This window comes from Streptomyces sp. NPDC020192 (assembly GCF_044388685.1).
Taxonomy (GTDB): domain Bacteria; phylum Actinomycetota; class Actinomycetes; order Streptomycetales; family Streptomycetaceae; genus Streptomyces.
On sequence record NZ_JBIRXG010000014.1, the window covers coordinates 30,004 to 46,655 of the forward strand.

General features: G+C 72.2%; 18 protein-coding genes and 1 riboswitch. Of the genes, 11 read left to right on the plus strand and 7 right to left on the minus strand.

Annotation, left to right across the window (positions count from 1 at the left end; translation table 11 throughout):
- Window positions 1–6: 6 nt before the first annotated feature.
- The 7 genes from ACH47Z_RS25920 to ACH47Z_RS25950 form a co-directional block, all read right to left on the minus strand.
- Window positions 7–1,401: an amino acid permease gene (locus ACH47Z_RS25920; RefSeq protein ID WP_399077575.1), complete on the minus strand. Its 1,395-nt coding sequence runs from the start codon at window positions 1,399–1,401 to the stop codon at window positions 7–9.
- 172 nt (window positions 1,402–1,573) lie between these two features.
- Window positions 1,574–2,275, minus strand: a complete 702-nt coding sequence (locus ACH47Z_RS25925) for a GntR family transcriptional regulator (RefSeq protein ID WP_399077577.1) — start codon at window positions 2,273–2,275, stop codon at window positions 1,574–1,576.
- Between the two features lie 48 nt (window positions 2,276–2,323).
- Entirely contained in the window at window positions 2,324–3,325 is a 1,002-nt protein-coding gene (locus tag ACH47Z_RS25930; RefSeq protein ID WP_399077579.1) for a proline racemase family protein, read from the minus strand.
- A 34-nt stretch (window positions 3,326–3,359) separates the two neighbouring features.
- Window positions 3,360–4,268 carry a dihydrodipicolinate synthase family protein gene (locus tag ACH47Z_RS25935; RefSeq protein ID WP_399077581.1) on the minus strand — a complete coding sequence of 303 codons (909 nt, stop codon included), beginning with the start codon at window positions 4,266–4,268 and terminating at the stop codon, window positions 3,360–3,362.
- A gap of 31 nt (window positions 4,269–4,299) precedes the next feature.
- Window positions 4,300–5,715: an FAD-dependent oxidoreductase gene (locus ACH47Z_RS25940; protein WP_399077583.1), complete on the minus strand. Its 1,416-nt coding sequence runs from the start codon at window positions 5,713–5,715 to the stop codon at window positions 4,300–4,302.
- Complete coding sequence (locus ACH47Z_RS25945) at window positions 5,708–6,010, minus strand: (2Fe-2S)-binding protein (protein WP_399077585.1); 303 nt, start codon at window positions 6,008–6,010, stop codon at window positions 5,708–5,710. Before ACH47Z_RS25945 ends, ACH47Z_RS25940 begins: the two co-directional genes overlap by 8 nt.
- On the minus strand, window positions 6,007–7,185 hold the full coding sequence (locus ACH47Z_RS25950; RefSeq protein WP_399077587.1) for an NAD(P)/FAD-dependent oxidoreductase: 1,179 nt from the start codon (window positions 7,183–7,185) through the stop codon (window positions 6,007–6,009). Before ACH47Z_RS25950 ends, ACH47Z_RS25945 begins: the two co-directional genes overlap by 4 nt.
- Window positions 7,186–7,359: 174 nt before the next feature.
- Here ACH47Z_RS25950 and ACH47Z_RS25955 point away from each other — a divergent pair, with 174 nt between their 5' ends.
- The 11 genes from ACH47Z_RS25955 (at window position 7,360) to ACH47Z_RS26005 (ending at window position 16,651) form a co-directional block, all read left to right on the plus strand.
- On the plus strand, window positions 7,360–7,482 hold the full coding sequence (locus tag ACH47Z_RS25955; protein WP_399077589.1) for a putative leader peptide: 123 nt from the start codon (window positions 7,360–7,362) through the stop codon (window positions 7,480–7,482).
- Between the two features lie 78 nt (window positions 7,483–7,560).
- Window positions 7,561–8,448 carry a glutathione S-transferase C-terminal domain-containing protein gene (locus ACH47Z_RS25960; protein WP_399077592.1) on the plus strand — a complete coding sequence of 296 codons (888 nt, stop codon included), beginning with the start codon at window positions 7,561–7,563 and terminating at the stop codon, window positions 8,446–8,448.
- A gap of 79 nt (window positions 8,449–8,527) precedes the next feature.
- A riboswitch (SAM riboswitch) is annotated at window positions 8,528–8,640 on the plus strand.
- Between the two features lie 33 nt (window positions 8,641–8,673).
- On the plus strand, window positions 8,674–8,823 hold the full coding sequence (locus ACH47Z_RS25965) for a hypothetical protein (protein ID WP_399077594.1): 150 nt from the start codon (window positions 8,674–8,676) through the stop codon (window positions 8,821–8,823).
- A gap of 181 nt (window positions 8,824–9,004) precedes the next feature.
- Window positions 9,005–9,985, plus strand: a complete 981-nt coding sequence (locus tag ACH47Z_RS25970; RefSeq protein WP_399077596.1) for an amino acid ABC transporter permease — start codon at window positions 9,005–9,007, stop codon at window positions 9,983–9,985.
- Window positions 9,982–10,776, plus strand: a complete 795-nt coding sequence (locus ACH47Z_RS25975; protein ID WP_399077598.1) for an amino acid ABC transporter ATP-binding protein — start codon at window positions 9,982–9,984, stop codon at window positions 10,774–10,776. The genes ACH47Z_RS25970 and ACH47Z_RS25975 overlap by 4 nt, the downstream gene beginning before the upstream one ends.
- Window positions 10,777–10,821: 45 nt before the next feature.
- Window positions 10,822–11,841 carry a transporter substrate-binding domain-containing protein gene (locus ACH47Z_RS25980; protein WP_399077600.1) on the plus strand — a complete coding sequence of 340 codons (1,020 nt, stop codon included), beginning with the start codon at window positions 10,822–10,824 and terminating at the stop codon, window positions 11,839–11,841.
- Window positions 11,842–11,894: 53 nt separating this feature from the next.
- Window positions 11,895–12,644, plus strand: coding sequence for a GNAT family N-acetyltransferase (locus ACH47Z_RS25985; protein WP_399077602.1), 750 nt, complete (start codon window positions 11,895–11,897; stop codon window positions 12,642–12,644).
- A gap of 53 nt (window positions 12,645–12,697) precedes the next feature.
- On the plus strand, window positions 12,698–12,799 hold the full coding sequence (locus ACH47Z_RS25990; protein WP_399077941.1) for a putative leader peptide: 102 nt from the start codon (window positions 12,698–12,700) through the stop codon (window positions 12,797–12,799).
- A gap of 110 nt (window positions 12,800–12,909) precedes the next feature.
- Window positions 12,910–14,166, plus strand: coding sequence for an LLM class flavin-dependent oxidoreductase (locus ACH47Z_RS25995; protein ID WP_399077604.1), 1,257 nt, complete (start codon window positions 12,910–12,912; stop codon window positions 14,164–14,166).
- Window positions 14,167–14,192: 26 nt separating this feature from the next.
- A complete protein-coding gene (locus ACH47Z_RS26000; RefSeq protein WP_399077606.1) occupies window positions 14,193–15,584 on the plus strand; it encodes an NtaA/DmoA family FMN-dependent monooxygenase in 1,392 nt (463 codons plus the stop codon).
- On the plus strand, window positions 15,581–16,651 hold the full coding sequence (locus tag ACH47Z_RS26005) for an LLM class flavin-dependent oxidoreductase (protein WP_399077608.1): 1,071 nt from the start codon (window positions 15,581–15,583) through the stop codon (window positions 16,649–16,651). Before ACH47Z_RS26000 ends, ACH47Z_RS26005 begins: the two co-directional genes overlap by 4 nt.
- Window position 16,652: the final 1 nt, after the last annotated feature.

The following is a 16,652-nucleotide window of genomic DNA, read 5'->3' on the forward strand; positions in this document are numbered from 1 at the left end:
CGTGTCCTACACCGTCCTGCGCTGCCGGCGGGCCGCCATCACCGCGTACACCAGCACTCCGGCGAACAGGAACAGCACGCCCTGGTAGACCGCCGCGTAGCCGGCGCCCGCCATCAGCCAGAGGGAGAAGGCGGCCGCGACCGCGGTGATCACCCCGTCCCGCACCAGCCGGGCGCGGTCCACCGACCCGGCGTTGCCGGAGACCAGGTGGTAGAGCTGCGCGGCCGTCGCCAGCAGATACGGCACGGTCGCGGTGAACGTGGTGACCAGGACCAGGACCTCGAAGATCTTCGTCGAGCCCGACAGGTAGTTGTACGCGGTGAGCAGGGAGGCGAGCACGACCGTGACGCCGACGCCGAAGGTCGGCACACCCCGGCGGCGGCGGGCGAAGGTCGCCGGGAACAGACCGTCCTTGGCGGCGGCGTACGGGGTCTGGGCGCTCAGCAGCGTCCAGCCGTTGAGGCAGCCGGTCATCGAGATCACCGCCGCCGCCGCCACGGCCGTACCGCCCCAGTTGCCGCCGAACATCGCGTTCACGGCGTCCGAGAACGGTGCGGTGGAGTGCACCAGCCGCTCGTGCGGGACCGTGCCGAAGACGGAGAGGGTGCCCAGCAGATACACCAGCGCGGCGCCCGCGGTACCGATCACGGTGGCCCGGCCCACATTGCGGCGGGGGTTCTCGACCTCGCCCGCGCTGACCGCGGCGGACTCCACCCCCAGGTAGGAGAAGAGCAGCAGGGCCGCGGAGGCGGACACCGCGCCGACCGGGCTCTGACCGCTCGAGTTGAACGGCCCGAGCCGCGCCGGGTCGAAGAAGAACAGCCCGCCGACCGCGACGAGCAGCAGCGGCACGAACTTCAGCACCGTGGAGACGAGCTGTACGGCGCCCACGTACCGGGTGCCGGCGAAGTTGGCGACCGCGGGGAGCCACAGCAGGACCAGGGCCGTCAGACACGCGGACCACGGGTGGCCGCCCACGGGTATCAGTACGTCGAGGTAGCCGACGGCGGCCACGGCGAGCGCGGCGTTCGACACCCAGCCGGTGATCCAGTACGTCCAGGCGGCCAGGAAGCCGGCGAAGTCGCCGAAGGCCTCACGGGCGTAGACGTACGGTCCGCCGGTGCGCGGATCCCGCGCGGCGAGCCGGCCGAAGACCAGGGCCAGGGCGATCGCGGCGACGGTCAGTACGACGAACGCGACCAGGCTGATCGTGCCGTAGGGGGCGATGGAGGCGGGCAGCATGAAGATGCCGCCGCCGATGATGTTGCCCATGACCAGTGCGGTGGCCACGGGCAGGCCGAAGCGCCGGGCATGCTTGCTGGTTCCGGAGGGGTCCGTGGCGTCCGTGGTGTCTGCGGTGTCCGTGGTGTCGGCGTGGGTGGTGTCGACGGCCGTGGCCATGTGGGGGTTCTGCCTCTCATCAAACACATGTCCCGGGATCGCCGGAACATGTGTATGGTCCGGGAAGCTCCCATGCACCGCAAAATTGCCGGTTCTTGTCTCGTCCGGCCGGGTCGGGCGCGTAAAAAATGCACAGGAAGGGCACCTGTGCCGCGAAATATTCTGTGGCAGGCTAGTCGCGCTCCCCGCTCGCCGCCCACATACCGCGCACATGCCCCAGATGCCGGGTCATGATCTCGTGTACGGCCGCCTCGTCCCGCTCCAGCAGGGCGTCGAGGAGTTCGAGGTGCTCCTGGGCGGAGGCGAGCAGCCGGCCCGCCCGGACCAGCGCGGTCAGGCCGTAGAGCCGTGAGCGGCCGCGCAGGTCGGCGACGACCTCGACCAGGTGGGCGTTGCCGGCCAGGGCCAGCAGACCGAGGTGGAAGCGGGTGTCGGCCTCGACGTAGGCGATCAGGTCACCGGCCACCGCCGCCGTGACGATCTCCCGGGCCGCCGGGCGCAGCGCCTCCAGCGAGACCCGGTCGGCCGTGCGGGCCAGGGCGGTCACGGTGGGGATCTCGATCAGCGCCCGGATGTGCGTGTACTCGTCCAGCTGCTGGTCGGAGACGGCGGTCACCCGGAAGCCCTTGTTGGGCACGGTGTCGACCAGGCCCTCCTTGGCCAGGTCCAGCATCGCCTCCCGCACCGGCGTCGCCGAGACACCGAAGCGGGCGGCGAGCGAGGGCGCGGAGTAGACCTCGCCGGGCCGCAGCTCGCCCGCTATCAGCGCGGCGCGCAGTGCGTCGGCGACCCGCTCGCGGTAGCTGCTGCGCCGGCCGCCGAGCCGGGGCAGCGCCGGCAGGTCCGATTCCGGCTTGTTCTCATGCTGTGCCATGTCACGCATCACCGGCCGGATTCTAGAGGACGTCCGGGGGAGGGACGTCTAGAGGACGAAGCCCTCCGGGAAGGGGTCGGTGGGGTCGAGCAGATACTGCGCGGTGCCGGTGATCCACGCACGCCCGGTGAAGCTCGGCAGCACGGCCGGGACCCCGGCGACCTCCGTCTCGCCGAGCAGCCGTCCGGTGAACCGGGTGCCGATGAAGGACTCGTTCACGAACTCGGTGTGCAGCGGAAGTACGCCGCGCGCGTGCAACTGCGCCATGCGCGCGCTCGTGCCCGTACCGCACGGGGAGCGGTCGAACCAGCCCGGATGGATGGCCATCGCGTGCCGCGAGTGCCGTGCGGTGGCGCCGGGCGCGTAGAGGTGCACGTGATGGCAGCCGTGGATGGACGGGTCCTCGGGATGCACCGGCTCCGCCTCGGAGTTGATCGCCTCCATCAGCGTGAGGCCGGCCGCGAGGATGTCGTCCTTGTGGGCGCGGTCGAAGGGCAGACCGAAGGCGTCGAGGGGGAGGATCGCGTAGAAGTTGCCGCCGTAGGCGAGGTCGTAGGTGACCGTGCGGCCGTCCGGGAGGGTGATCTTGCGGTCCAGCGCGACGGCGAACGACGGCACGTTCCGCAGGGTCACGTGCCGCGCGGCGCCGTTCTCCACCGCCACCTCGGCCACCACCGGCCCCGCCGGGGTGTCCAGCCGGATCGTGGTCACCGGCTCCACGACCGGGACCATGCCGGTCTCGACCAGCACGGTCGCCACCCCGATCGTGCCGTGCCCGCACATCGGCAGATAGCCGGAGACCTCGATGTAGATCACGCCCCAGTCGCAGTCCGGGCGGCTCGGCGGCTGGAGGACCGCGCCGCTCATCGCGGAGTGGCCGCGCGGCTCGTTCATCAGCAACTGCTTGATGGGGTCGAGGTGTTCACGGAAGTACAGCCGCCGTTCGTTCATCGTCGCACCCGGTACCGTGCCGATCCCGCCGGTGATCACCCGGGTCGGCATGCCCTCGGTGTGCGAGTCGACGGCGTGCAGGACGAGCTTGCTGCGCATGATCCGACTCCCTTGCCTGTACGAGTCCTGCTGCTTATGCGAGTCCCGCGGCGGCGGCCTTCTCGGTGGCTGCCCGGACCTGGGCCTGCTGTTCCGGCGTCAGCGGGAGGCGCGGCGGGCGCACCGGGCCGCCGTACCGGCCGACGACGTCCATGGACAGCTTGATCGCCTGCACGAACTCCGTCCGCGAGTCCCAGCGCAGCAGCGGGTGCAGCTGCCGGTACAGGGGGAGCGCGGTGGTGAGGTCACCGGCCGTCGCGGCCCGGTACAGCTCCGCCGAGGCGCGCGGCAGCGCGTTGGGATAGCCGGCCACCCAACCCTTGGCGCCCGCCACGGCAAGCTCCAGCAGGACGTCGTCGGCGCCGATCAACAGGTCGAGTTCCGGGGCGAGTTCGGCGATGCGGTAGGCGCGGCGGACATCGCCGGAGAACTCCTTGACGCCCTGGATGTGCCCCTCGCCGTGCAGCCGGGCGAGGAGTTCGGGCACCAGGTCGACCTTGGTGTCGATCGGGTTGTTGTACGCCACCACCGGCAGGCCGGACCTGGCCACCTCCGCGTAGTGGGCGACGACGGAACGCTCGTCGGCGCGATAGGCGTTGGGCGGCAGCAGCATCACCGAGGCGCAGCCGGCCTCGCCCGCCTGCTCGGCCCAGCGCCGGGCCTCGGCGGAACCGTACGCGGCGACCCCCGGCATCACCCGCTCACCGCCGATCGCCGCCACGGCCGTCTCCACCACCCGGGCCCGCTCCTCGGGGGTGAGCACCTGGTACTCGCCGAGCGAGCCGTTGGGTACGACGCCGTCGCAGCCGTTCGCGACCAGCCAGGCGCAGTGTTCGGCGTAGCGGTCGTGGTCGATGGACAGGTCGGCGCGGAGGGGGAGCGCGGTGGCGACGAGGACGCCGCGCCAGGGGCGGTTCTCCGGGTGGGGCGTGGGACGGGTCATGCGGGTTCTCCTCCAAGTAGCGTGTGACATATCACTGCTGCGTGGGCTGTGAGGGTGTCTCGTCGTCCGGCAGGCTCGCCAGCACGCCGAGCGGTACCGGGCGTGCGAAGGGCCGACGGCCCGGAGTGAGCGGGCAGCCGGTCAGGTCGGCCACCGCGGGCGCGCACATGCGGCCCTGGCACCAGCCCATGCCGGCCCGGGTGAGCAGCTTCGCGGTGCGCAGGTCGGCGGCGCCGAGCGTCCGGGCGGCCGTACGGACCTCGCCTGCGGTGACCTCCTCGCACCGGCACACCACCGTGTCGTCCGGGATCCGCTCCGCCCAGCCCGCGGGCGGCGCGTACACGGTGTCGAGCGCCGCGAAGAACGCTCGCAGCCGGGTCCTGGCCCGGTCGGCGGTGGCCCAGGCGCGCGGATCGGGCGCGATGCCGTGCAGGCGGGCGGCGGCCGAGCGGCCGGCGATGTGGCCCTCGGCGAGCGCGAGGGCGGCGCCGCCGATACCCGTGCTCTCCCCGGCGGCCCACACCCCGGGCACATCGGTGCGCTGTTCCTCGTCCACCTGGACGTCCGTGCCGTTCAGCGTGCAGCCGAGGGTCTCGGCGAGGTCGGTGTGCGGCAGCATGCCGTGGCCGACGGCGAGGGTGTCGCAGGGGATGCGGCGGGAGCTGCCGGGCCGGATCCGGCCGGTCCGGTCCAGCGCGGCGACGGTGACCGCCGTCAGCCGGTCGGTGCCGTGCGCCTCCACCACGGTGTGCCGGGTCAGCGTGCGCACCCGGTGCCGCAGCAACTGCCCCGCGTACCAGGCGCCTTCGGCGAGCTTGCCGGGCTGCGGGGCGAGGTCCGGCGTCCGGCGCAGCAGGGCCGTGGGGGAGGCCGACTCCACCAGCGCGGCCACCTCGGCGCCCGCCGCGGCGAGCCCGGTCGCCACCGGCAGCAGCAGTGGTCCGGTGCCCGCGACCACCACCCTCCGGCCGGGCAGCACCAGCCCGCCCTTGAGCATGGCCTGCGCGCCGCCCGCCGTGACGACACCGGGAAGCGTCCAGCCCGGGAAGGGCAGTACGCGCTCGTAGCCGCCGGTGGCGAGCAGTACGGCGTCGGCGCGGACGGTGCCCCCCTCCTCCTGTGCGGGGCCGAGCAGGGCGTGCACCGTGAAGGAGTCCGACTCCCGCCGTACGCACCAGACATGGTGGTCCGTCAGGTGCGTGATCCGCCCGGCTGCGATGTGCCGGGCGAGGCCGTCCGACAGGCGCTGCCAGGTGCGCCACTGGTGGTGCAGGGTCTCGGGGCGGCGGGCGTTCAGGGCGGGGGCGGGCTGCCGGTAGAACTGGCCGCCCGCCTGTCCGGCCGCGTCGATCAGGGTGACGCGGACGCCCCGGGCGGCTGCCGCCAGTGCTCCGGCGAGGCCGGCCGGGCCCGCCCCGACGACGGCGAGATGCGCGCGCTCAGTCATCGTCGTGTCCCGTCCCATCCTGGGTGCGGATCTCGTCGCCCGGGTGCACCGGGACCAGGCAAGCCCGTTGATTCGCCCGGCCGTTGACGGCCACCAGACAGTCGAAGCACACCCCGATCCCGCAGAACACCCCACGCGGCCGGCCCGTACCGCGCGTGCTGCGCCAGGCCGTCACGCCCGCCGCCCACAGCGCCGCCGCGACCGTCTGCCCGGGCAGCGCCTCGACGGGCCGTCCGTCCAGGGTGACGACGAAGGCCTCGCCCGGCCGGGCCCGTGCCAACTCCAGGGGATTCACCGGGCTTTGCCTCCGTCGGTGTCGGTGTCGGTGTCGGTGTCGAACCGCTCCGGCCGGAACGGTGTGAGATCCAGTTCCGGTGTCTTTCCGGTGAGCGTCTGTGCGATCAACTGCCCGGTGCCGGTGGCGAGTCCGATGCCGGCGCCCTCGTGGCCGCAGGCGTGGAACAGGCCGGGCACCCTGGGGTCGGGGCCGATCGCCGGGAGATGGTCGGGCAGATACGGCCGGAAACCCGCGTACGTCCGCAGCGCGCGCACCCGCTCCAGGAAGGGGAACAGGCCGATCGCCCCCGCCGCCAGCGCCCGTACCGCCGCCAGCGACAGTGAGCGGTCGAAGCCCACCCGCTCCCGGCTCGCGCCGATCAGCACCGGCCCGGCGGCCGTGCCCTCCACGACCGGTGAGGTGCGCAGGGCGGCCGAGTCGCTCGCCACGTCGGCCACATAGTCCGCCGCGTACACCTTGTGCCGGACCATGAGCGGCAGCGGCTCGGTGACCAGGACGAAGCCGCGCCGGGGGAGCACCGGCAGCCGGACGCCCGCGAGTGCCGCGAGGTCGCCGCCCCAGGTGCCGGCCGCGTTCACCACCGCCGGTGCGTACAGGTCACCCCGGTCGGTGCGGACGCCGGCCACCGTGCCGTCCGCGGTGCGGGCCACCCCGGTCACGGTCCAGCCCGTGTGCAGCCGGGCACCGGAGGCGCGGAGCAGGTGGGCGGCGGCCAGGGCGGGCATGACCTGGGCGTCCTGCGGATAGTGCACCCCGCCCGCCATGCCCGAGGCCAAGTTCGGCTCCAGCTCCGGGAGTTCGGCCGCGCTCACCGGCTCGGCGGTGACCCCGGCGGCCCGCTGCCCGGCGGCGAAGCCGGTCAGCGCGGTCAGGGTGCGGGGCGTGGAGGCGACCACCAGGCCGCCCTTGGACTCGTACTCGATCGCCGCGCCCAGCTCGCCCGCCAGGCCCTCCCACAACCGGGCCGACAGCAGGGCGAGTTCGAGCTCCGGGCCCGGTTCCTTGTCGGAGACGAGCAGATTGCCCTCGCCCGCTCCGGTGGTACCGCCGGCCACCGGGCCCCGGTCCACCACTCGTACGTCGAGACCGGCCCGCGCGGCGTACAGCGCACAGGCCGCGCCCACCATGCCGGCTCCGACGACCACGACATCGCAGGTCAGTCGCTTTGCCACGGCAGTACTATGTCACATGGCGCAGTATCTGAGGAGACCCCCGACACTCGCGGCCGCTCTCCGTGCCGCCGCGCCCTCACCCGCGCACAGTCCCAGGCGTGGACGCCCTCTTGACGTCGTACGACGCCGGATCGACACTCCAGGGAGGGAATCCTAGTGAATGGGTAGGGAATCATGCGGCGCCTCGAAACGGTCACCGGCCTCGCCGGCCGTACGCCGCTCAGCGCACCCCTCCTGACCTCCCGCCGGCACATCGATCTGCTGCGCGTCTGCAGCGCCATCAGCCCGCGCCGCTGAGCCGGGCCCCCCGCGCGCCCACCGGCCGACGACGTCCGTCGGCGCGCCCTGAACCACGCCCACCATCAGGGGAGACGCATGTCCATCACTCCGCTCGCCGCCGTTCCGTCCGTCCACCGGGCCACGCCCGTCTTCCGGGGCCGGATCGGCCGGGACGCCCGCAGTGGCCACTACGCCGTGCCCCACCGCTACCGGCTCCATCTGTCCACCGCCTGTCCCGACGGACTGCGCCTCGCCGTCGGGCACAGCCTCCTCGGCCTGGGCGACAGCTGTCCGGTCACCGTCCTGCCCGCCGTCCCGGACGGTCCCGGCGGCGGCCATGCCGCGCTGCGCCCGCTGTACGAGGCGAGCGCCCACCACTACACCGGCCCGGCCCTCGCCCCCGTGCTCAGCGACGACTGGTCCGGACGCATCGTCAGCACCCGGGCCCGCGACATCCTGCGCGACCTCGACCACTTCCCGCACGAGAGCCCGGCCGGCCTGTACCCCTGCGGGCAGGAGTCCGTGCTCGAGGCCGTCGAGCGGATGTGCGACGAAGGCATCGAGGAGGCCGCGCAGCGCGCCGGACGGGCGGGCGCCGACCCGGCCGAGCGGGCCGCCGCACTCGACGTGCTGCTCGACACCCTGGGCCGGCTGGAGAACCGCCTCGCGGGGGAGGAGTACCTGGTCGACGGCAGGCTCACCGCCGCCGACGTCGAACTGTGGGTGACCCTGGTGCAGCTCGACACCGTCCACCGCTGCCACCTCGACGCCTCCGCCGTGCACCGGATCGCCGGCCACCGCGCCCTGTGGGCCTACGCCCGCCGGCTGGCCGCCCACCCCGCCTTCGGCCGCCACCTCGACCTCGACGGCATCTCCCGCCGCCACCACGGCCGTTGCCAGGGACTGGAGGCCGCCGGGGCCGCCGTCCAGATCCTGGACTGGGCGGGCCACGCAGCCGACGCCGAGGACGTTTCCCGCAGGTGAACGACGGCCCATGAATGTCCACCAGGCGGACGGTCGTTGACATCCGAACGGACGACCGCCTTAACTTACGGCCCAGAACGGTCATGAGCGTCAGCACCAAGCCCTGGCTCGCTGACCGGCAACCCTCGCATCGCGGTGGGGTGCCCCAGGTGACGACCGGACCGGAACGACGTATTTCGGTAAGCGCGAGGGCCCCGCGGGGCCGGAACAGTGACAGGTGACGCCATGGACGCAGCTCCCCGGACGGCCGCGAGCCGCCCCCAGGGCCGCGTACCGTCGTACGCCGGGCTCCTCGTCGCCGACCGCGCCGTCGATCTGCTCCGGGTCAACAGCGCACTGTGTACCGCACCGGGCATCGCCCGCTGTCAGGGCTGACCTCTCTCCCCAGCCCCGCGTTCCGCGTTCCCGACGCACACCGTCCCCGTGGTGTGCCGTAGTCCGCCCAGCCCCCGGTTCCCCGTGCGCCGTCGCGCGCCGCCTCGTGCCGTAGTGCCGTCGCGGCCCGCGACGCCCGTCCGCCGCGGACCGGGGTGCCGACCCAAGCCGGAGCCCCGCCATGAGTGAACCCCCAGGCGCCGCCGTCTCCCTGGCCGAGGCGCCACCCGCCGATGCCCCGTCAAAAACCCTCAGAGCGCAGCGCGTTCAGCCGCTGCGTCGACCCGGCCGGTGGATCGCCACCGCCGTCGTCCTGGTGCTCGTCGCCCAGATCGCGCACGGACTGGCCACGAACCCCTTCTACCAGTGGGACCGCTTCCGATACTGGTTCCTGCGGCCCACCATCCTCGACGGGCTCGGCATCACCCTCGAAGTCGCCGCGCTCAGCGCGGTGTTGGGACTCATCGGCGGCATCCTGCTGGCCTTGGGCCGGCAGTCCGGCAGCCCGGTGCTGCGTGCCGTGAGCTGGACCTACACCTGGCTGTTCCGCTCCGTACCGCTCATCGTGGTGCTGATCTTCCTCTACAACTTCAGTGCCCTGTACAGGACGTTGAGCCTGGGCGTGCCGTTCGGCCCGGCCTTCGTCACCTTCGACGAGTCGAGGCTGGCCACCGACCTGGCGATCGCCGTCGTCGGCCTCAGCCTCAACGAGGCGGCCTACGCGGCCGAGGTGGTCCGCGGCGGCCTCCTCTCCGTCGACCAGGGGCAGCACGAGGCGGCGGCCGCGCTCGGCCTGCCCAAGGGCTACCAGTTCCGCAGGATCGTCCTCCCGCAGGCGCTGCGGTCCATCGTCCCGAACTACGTCAACCAGCTGATCGGTCTCGTCAAGAGCACGTCCCTGGTGTTCTACGTGTCCCTGCTCGACCTGTTCGGCTCGGTGCAGACGATGGGTGCCACCTATCCCGGCGACGTCGTGCCACTCCTGCTCGTGGCCACCGTCTGGTACCTGATCCTGACCAGCGCCGTGTCCGTCGTCCAGTTCTACGTCGAGCGGTACTTCGCCCGGGGTGCCACACGCACCCTCCCGCCGACCCCGCTGCAGAGGGCCCGGTCGGCCCTCACCGAGCTCCGCGCCCGGCTGCGCAGGGAGGCCGCCGTATGACCACCGCACCGGCCCTCCCGAACACCACCCCCGTCTCCCTGGAACTGCACGACGTCCACAAGTGGTACGGCGCCCACCGCGTCCTCGACGGCATCGACCTGACCATCCGCCCCGGCGAGGTCACGGTGATCATCGGGCCGTCCGGCTCCGGCAAGTCGACGCTGCTCCGGGTCGTCAACCACCTCGAGAAGCCCGAGATCGGCTACGTCAGCGTCGGCGGCGAGCCGATCGGCGTCCGGCGCGGCAGCGGGGGCCGGCTGAAGGAGCTGAGCGAGCGCGCCATCCTCGCCCAGCGCGGCCGGATCGGCTTCGTCTTCCAGAACTTCAACCTCTTCCCGCATCTGACGGTCCTCGACAACGTCGCCGCCGCTCCCGTCGCCACCGGCCGGCTGACCAGGCCAAGGGCCCAGGAACTGGCCCGCGAACTGCTCGACCGGGTCGGCCTCGGCGACCGGACCGGCGCCTACCCGCGGCAGCTCTCCGGCGGCCAGCAGCAGCGCGTCGCCATCGCCCGGGCCCTCGCCCTGCGGCCCGGCGTCATCCTCTTCGACGAGCCGACCTCGGCCCTCGACCCCGAACTCGTCGGCGAGGTCCTCGCCGTCATCAAGGACCTCGCCACCAGCGGCACCACCCTCGTCATCGTCACCCACGAGATCGGCTTCGCCCGCGAGGTCGCCGACCGGATCGTCTTCCTCGACGGCGGCCGGATCGTCGAACAGGGCCCGCCGAACGAAGTGCTGGACAAGCCCCGGCACGAACGCACCCGCGACTTCCTCGCCAAGGTCCTCTGACCCCACTGCCCCACCGCACCGACCCACCGAACGACAAGGACAGCCATGCCCAGCCACCTTTCCCGACGCAGCCTGATCCGAGGCATCACCGCGGCGACCGCCGTCGCCACCCTCGCCACCGGGCTCGCCGCCTGCGGGGGCGACAGCGAGGCCGCCACCACGACCGACACGGCGGGCACGGTCACCGTGGGCCGGGTGTCCAACGGCGCCGCGAAGGAGACCACGCTGAAGGTCTCCGAGGTGAAGTCGATCAGCGCCGAACTGCCCGCCTCCGTCCGCAAGAGCGGCACCCTCCTCATAGGCGTCGGCGCCCTGCCCGCCGGGTCCGCGCCGCTCGCCTACGTGGGCAGCGACCAGAAGACCCTCACCGGCTCCGAACCCGACCTGGGCCGCCTGGTCGCCGCGGTGCTCGGCCTGAAGCCCGAGGTCAAGAACTTCACCTGGGAGAACCTCTTCGTCGGCGTCGACAGCGGCAAGGTCGACGTGGCCTTCTCGAACGTCACCGACACCGAGGAACGCAAGAAGAAGTACGAGTTCGCCACCTACCGCAAGGACAACCTCGCCTTCGAGACGCAGAAGAAGAGCACCTGGAACTTCGACGGCGACTACGAGAACCTCGCCGGCAAGACGGTGGGCGTGGGCTCCGGCACCAACCAGGAGAAGATCCTGCTGGAGTGGCAGGCCAAGCTGGCCAAGGAGGGCAAGAAGCTCACCGTCAAGTACTACCCGGACCAGAACGCCTACAGCCTGGCGCTGAGCAGCGGCAAGCTCGACGCCTACTTCGGCCCCAACCCCGGCGTCGCCTACCGGGTCCAGAAGACCGCGAACACCCCCCAGGCGACCCGCAACGCGGGCGCTTTCTCCGGTGCCGGCGCATCGCTCCAGGGCCTGATCGCGGCCACCGCCAAGAAAAACAGCGGCCTCGCCAAGCCGCTCGCGGACGCCATCAACTACCTGATCCAGAACGGGCAGTACGCCAAGTGGCTGGCCGCCTACAACCTCTCCAACGAGGCCGTCGCCAAGTCCGAGATCAACCCGCCGGGACTGCCGCTGACCAATTCCTGACCAACCGTCACCCGTTTGTTCAGTCAGTCAAGTTGAGAGAGGACCCCGCCTCCGTGCCCCAGCAGACCGAACTCCGCGGAGGCGGATCCGTCCCCACCCTGCCCGGCGATCCCCTCCTCGACAACGCCGTCTGGGCCGCCCTCGACGGCCCGCACGCCCACCTCGCCGAACGCGTCGGCCGCGCCGCCCGCTACCAGGACGGCATCTACGCCTTCGCCGCGCTCGCCGACCCGGCGGACCCGGCCGCCTGGGACGACCTGTGCACGCTCCTCGGCCCGGGAACCACCGTACGGATCAAGCCCGTCGACCGGGTGCCGGACGGCTGGCGGATCGAAGGCGAGGGGGAAGGTGTGCAGCTGGTCGACACCGCGCTGCGCGCCGAGCCCGCGCCGGAGGCGGAGCGGCTCGGGCCCGCCGACGTCCCCGAGATCCTCGACCTCGTCGCCCGCACCCGGCCCGGCCCGTTCCTCAAGCGGACCGTCGAGATGGGCACCTACCTCGGTATCCGGCACGAGGGACGGCTCGTTGCCATCGCGGGGGAGAGGCTGCGGCTGCCCGGCTGGACCGAGATCAGCGCCGTGTGCACCGACCCCGGCCACCGCGGCCGGGGGCTGGCCACCCGGCTGGTGCGCGCGGTCGCGTGGGGCATCCGGGAGCGCGGGGACACCCCGTTCCTGCACGCCGCCGTGGACAACGCCCCGGCGATCCGGCTTTACGAGTCGATCGGGTTCACCCTGCGCCGCCGCTCACGGATCGTCCAGGTCCGCAGCGCGGGAACAACCGAAGCGGGCGGCGCGTTGTGAGTGTTGACGACGCCCGAAGGCTGGAACGGACGGAGGTGCTGGACGTGACCCGCGTGCTCTCGCCGTGCCTGCCGCACCCCTACCGCTCCGTCCGTCTGTACTCCCGGCCGCACATAGACCTCCAGCGCGTGTCCGCCGCGCTCTGTCGCCGCTGACCTTTCCCCGGGCCCCGCCCCTTCACGGCCCCTGGCCTGGTTCTTCTCCCGCCCCGCGAGCCGGTGTTCGCCGTGCCCACACTCGTACGGACCCCAAGGAAGGCACCGTCGTGTCCTCAACTCCCCCTTCCCGCCTGCATCTCGCCGTCGCCCTGGACGGCACCGGCTGGCACCCCGCTTCCTGGCGCGAACCCGTCGCCCGCCCCCGGGAGCTGTTCACCGCCGGCTACTGGGCCGACCTGGTCGCCGAGGCCGAGCGCGGCCTGATCGACTTCGTGACCGTCGAGGACGGCCTCGGCCCGCAGTCCTCGCACTTCCTCGACCCCGACGAGCGCACCGACCAGGTCCGCGGCCGGCTCGACGCGGTGCTCATCGCCTCCCGGGTCGCCCCGCTCACCCGGAACATAGGCCTGGTCCCGACCGTGGTGGCCACACACACCGAGCCGTTCCACATCTCCAAGGCGATCGCCACCCTCGACTACGTCAGCACCGGTCGCGCGGGTCTGCGCGTGCAGATCAGCGGCCGGCCGAACGAGGCCGCCCACTTCGGCCGCCGTACCATCGGCCGGATCGAGGCCTACGACAGCACGGCCGCGCAGGACGTCGTCACCGAACTGTTCGACGAGGCCGCCGACCACGTGGAGGTGGTGCGCCGGCTCTGGGACAGCTGGGAGGACGACGCCGAGATCCGGGACGCGTCGACCGGCCGCTTCGTCGACCGGGACAAGCTGCACTACATCGAGTTCGAGGGCCGCTTCTTCAGCGTCAAGGGTCCGTCCATCACCCCCCGACCGCCGCAGGGCCAGCCGCTGGTCACGGCCCTCGCCCACCAGACCGTGCCGTACCGGCTCGTGGCCCGGCAGGCCGACGTCGGCTACGTCACCCCGCACGACGCGGCGCAGGCCCGTGCGATCGTCGCCGAGATCCGCGCCGAGCAGCAGACGGCGGGCCGGGCCGGGGACACCCTCCACATCTTCGGCGACCTCGTCGTCCTCCTCGACGACAGCCAGGCGCAGGCGGAGGCCCGCCGCGACCGCCTGGACGCGCTCGCCGGTGAGCCGTACACCAGCGACGCCCGGATCTTCACCGGTACGGCGACCCAACTTGCCGATCTGCTTGAGGAGTTGGCGTCGGCCGGGCTGACCGGCTTCCGGCTGCGGCCCGCCGTCGCCGACCACGACCTGCCTCGCATCAGCCGTGACCTGGTGCCCGAACTCCAGCGCCGGGGCCGCTTCCGGAACGCCTACGAGGCCGACACACTGCGCGGCCTGCTGGGCCTCGCCCGCCCCGCCAACCGCTACTCCCCCAAACTCTCGGCTTCGCTCGAGCCCGGGGGGACCCCCACCGCCGCCGCCGTATCAGCCTGAGCAGCCGGAGAGGACGACCGCACCCCATGAGCAAGCCCCTGAAGCAGATCCACCTGGCCGCGCACTTTCCTGGCGTCAACAACACCACCGTGTGGAGCGACCCGGCCGCCGGCAGCCACATCGAGTTCAGTTCCTTCGCCCACTTCGCGCGTACCGCCGAGCGCGCCAAGTTCGACTTCCTGTTCCTCGCCGAGGGCCTCAGGCTGCGCGAACAGGGCGGAAAGATCTACGACTTGGACGTCGTCGGCCGCCCGGACACCTTCACGGTGCTGGCCGCGCTCGCCGCCGTCACCGAGCGGCTCGGGCTGACCGGGACCATCAACTCCACGTTCAACGAGCCGTACGAGGTGGCCCGCCAGTTCGCGAGCCTCGACCACCTCTCCGGCGGCCGCTCCGCCTGGAACGTGGTCACCTCCTGGGACGCCTTCACCGGCGAGAACTTCCGCCGCGGCGGCTTCCTGCCGCAGGAGGAGCGCTACTCCCGCGCCAAGGAGTTCCTCACCACCGCGCACGAGCTCTTCGACTCCTGGCGCGGCGACGAGATCCTCGCCGACCAGGCGACGGGAACCTTCCTGAGGGACGCCAAGGCCGGCGCCTTCGTGCACCAGGGGCAGCACTTCGACATCCACGGCCGGTTCAACGTGCCCCGCTCCCCGCAGGGCCGCCCGGTGATCTTCCAGGCGGGCGAATCCGACGAGGGCCGCGAGTTCGCCGCGTCCAGCGCGGACGCCATCTTCAGCCGCTACTCCACGCTGAAGGAGGGCCAGGCCTTCTACACCGACGTCAAGTCCCGCCTCCCGAAGTACGGCCGCCGCCCCGACCAGCTGCTCATCCTGCCCGCCGCGACCTTCGTCCTCGGCGACACCGACCAGGAGGCCGCCGAACTCGCCCGCGAGGTGCGCCGGCAGCAGGTCAGCGGCGCGACCGCCATCAAGCACCTGGAGTTCGTCTGGAACCGGGACCTGTCGGCGTACGACCCGGAGGGCCCGCTGCCCGACGTCGACCCGGTGGTCGACGAGGAGCACATCTCCAAGGGCCGCGCCCAGGTGCGGATGTACCGGGACCCGATCGCCATCGCCCGCGAGTGGCGGCAGCTCGCCGAGGCCAACAAGTGGTCCATCCGCGACCTGGTCATCAACACGGGCAACCGGCAGACCTTCGTCGGCTCCCCGGCCACCGTCGCGCAGACGATCAACGACTTCGTGCAGGCCGACGCCTCCGACGGCTTCATCCTCGTCCCGCACATCACCCCCGGCGGCCTCGACGCCTTCGCCGACCAGGTCGTACCCCTCCTCCAGGAACAGGGCGTCTTCCGCGCCGACTACGAGGGCACCACCCTCCGCGACCACCTGGGCCTCGCCCACCCCGACGCGGAAGTTCGAGCCGGGGCCGCCGCGTCCGAGCGGGCCGTGTCGTGAAGTTCCTCGCGATCACCCTCATCGTGCACCGGCCGGACCCCGTCACGGGCGTCCAGAAGTCCACGCACGACCGCTTCCGCGAGGTCCTGGACAACGCGGTGCTGGCCGAGGAGCTGGGCTTCGACGGGTTCGGCGTGGGGGAGCGGCACGAGCGGCCGTTCATCTCCTCCGCGCCGACCGTGGTCCTGAGCCATGTCGCCGCGCTGACCCGGCGGATCCGGCTCTTCACCGCCGTGACGACGCTCAGCCTGCTGGACCCGGTCCGGGCGTACGAGGACTACGCGACGCTGGACCACCTCGCCGACGGCCGGCTGGACCTGATCACCGGCAAGGGCAACGGCGCCGCCCAGCGGGAGCTGTTCCAGGTCACGCCCGAGGACCAGTGGGACCGCAACGCCGAGAGCTACGAGGTGTTCCGGAAGCTGTGGCGGCAGGACAGGGTCACCGCCGACACCCGCTTCCGGCCGCCGCTGAAGGACGCCGAGGTGTGGCCGCGGCCGTACCAGCGGCCGGTCCGGGTCTGGCACGGCAGCGCCACCAGCAAGGAGTCCGTGGACCTGGCCGCCCGCTACGGCGACCCGCTGTTCTCGGCGAACGTCACCAACCCGGTCGAGCCCTACGCCGAGCTGATCCGTCACTACCGCGAGCGCTGGGAGCACTACGGCCACGATCCGGCCCGCATCGCGATCGGCGCGGGCTCGGCGGGCCTGTACGTGGCCCGCACCTCGCAGCAGGCGCTGGCGGTCTACCGGCCGATCTTCGAGAGCAACCTGGCGTTCCAGAAGAGGACGGGCCTGCCCGTGGTCTTCGGGACACTGGAGGACTTCGTCGAGCGCAGCTCGGCCCTGATCGGCAGCCCGCAGCAGGTCATCGACAAGGTGCACCGCTACCACCAGCAGTTGGGGCACACCGTGCAGCATGTGCAGGCCGACGCGAGCGGACTGACCGACAGCCAGCACAAGGACTCCCTGGAGCTGTTCCAGTCGGCGGTCGCCCCGGTGCTGCGCAAGGACATACCGGACCCGCCGTTCCCCTGGGCACCGGTCCTGCCCGAATCCCAGGAGTGAT